The organism is Alcaligenes sp. YSL9, assembly GCF_030515105.1.
Classification (GTDB): Bacteria; Pseudomonadota; Gammaproteobacteria; order Burkholderiales; family Burkholderiaceae_B; genus Alcaligenes; species Alcaligenes phenolicus.
Genome location: NZ_JALXJU010000008.1, coordinates 1 through 1,559 on the forward strand (window position 1 = coordinate 1; position 1,559 = coordinate 1,559).

General features: G+C 49.8%; 2 tRNA genes and 2 rRNA genes. All 4 read right to left on the bottom strand.

Going from position 1 to position 1,559, the window contains the following annotated elements:
* Nucleotides 1-671, bottom strand: a 23S ribosomal RNA gene (locus M2Q46_RS18680); the annotation flags it as partial.
* Between the two features lie 378 nt (nucleotides 672-1,049).
* Nucleotides 1,050-1,125: transfer RNA gene (locus M2Q46_RS18685), tRNA-Ala, on the bottom strand.
* An 11-nt stretch (nucleotides 1,126-1,136) separates the two neighbouring features.
* Nucleotides 1,137-1,213, bottom strand: a tRNA-Ile gene (locus M2Q46_RS18690).
* Nucleotides 1,214-1,306: 93 nt separating this feature from the next.
* A 16S ribosomal RNA gene (locus M2Q46_RS18695) occupies nucleotides 1,307-1,559 on the bottom strand; the annotation flags it as partial.

Below are 1,559 nucleotides of genomic sequence, written 5' to 3' on the forward strand. Positions count from 1 at the left end.
GTCTACACCCAGCGACTGAATCGCCCTATTCGGACTCGCTTTCGCTACGCCTCCCCTATTCGGTTAAGCTTGCCACTGAATGTAAGTCGCTGACCCATTATACAAAAGGTACGCAGTCACACCACGAGGGTGCTCCTACTGTTTGTATGCATACGATTTCAGGATCTATTTCACTCCCCTTCCGGGGTTCTTTTCGCCTTTCCCTCACGGTACTGGTTCACTATCGGTCGATCACGAGTATTTAGCCTTGGAGGATGGTCCCCCCATATTCAGACAGGATTTCACGTGTCCCGCCCTACTTGTTCGATGCTTAGTTCCACGTACTGAATTTCGCCTACAGGGCTATCACCTGCTACGGCTGGACTTTCCATTCCATTCGACTATTCACTACGCTAAAACATCCAGGCTGGTCCGGTTTCGCTCGCCACTACTTCCGGAATCTCGGTTGATTTCTTTTCCTCGAGTTACTGAGATGGTTCAGTTCACTCGGTTCGCCTCCACATGCCTATGTATTCAGCATGGGATACCGTATTACTACGGTGGGTTTCCCCATTCGGACATCTACGGATCAAAGCTTGTTTGCCAGCTCCCCGTAGCTTTTCGCAGGCTACCGCGTCCTTCATCGCCTGTGATCGCCAAGGCATCCATCATATGCACTTATTCGCTTGATCCTATAACGCTTGATGCTGTTATAGGAATATGAGTATACGTTGTTGCCGTTCATCAATCCTTAGCTGTTATCCAATCCGAAGACTGAACAACGTCTATATTTTTGAGAACTTTCGTTGAACATAATTTGTTCTGTTGCAATCACAACCCGTGTATTGTCATCACAAGTCGACTAATCGTCTTGCGTTTATTAGACAACACACCTTCGTTGTGCTTCTTCCTAATTGTTAAAGAGCAATTCGTGGGTTGCATAACCCAACGAGCAGTATTCTTGAAAAAGAACACTCTTCGTTGAATCTAGCGCCAGGTCAACCGCTGTTGTCCTGTGCCCTATACTCTGTCATGAACCTTGCTGTATCGACAACCAACCACAAAAGCGGTGGTGGAGGATGACGGGATCGAACCGACGACCCCCTGCTTGCAAAGCAGGTGCTCTCCCAGCTGAGCTAATCCCCCGAGGTAATCGTTGGTGGGTCAAGTTGGAATCGAACCAACGACCCCCGCCTTATCAAGACGGTGCTCTAACCGACTGAGCTACTGACCCATCTATCACCAGTGGGCGATACCTTCAATGGTCATGACATTAACTAACAGCCAATAAGTGTGGACGCTTTCGCTTTGCGAGCCATTCGCTCTAAAAGGAGGTGATCCAGCCGCACCTTCCGATACGGCTACCTTGTTACGACTTCACCCCAGTCATGAATCCCACCGTGGTAAGCGCCCTCCTTACGGTTAGGCTACCTACTTCTGGTGAAACCCACTCCCATGGTGTGACGGGCGGTGTGTACAAGACCCGGGAACGTATTCACCGCGACATTCTGATCCGCGATTACTAGCGATTCCGACTTCACGCAGTCGAGTTGCAGACTGCGATCCGGACTACGATCGGG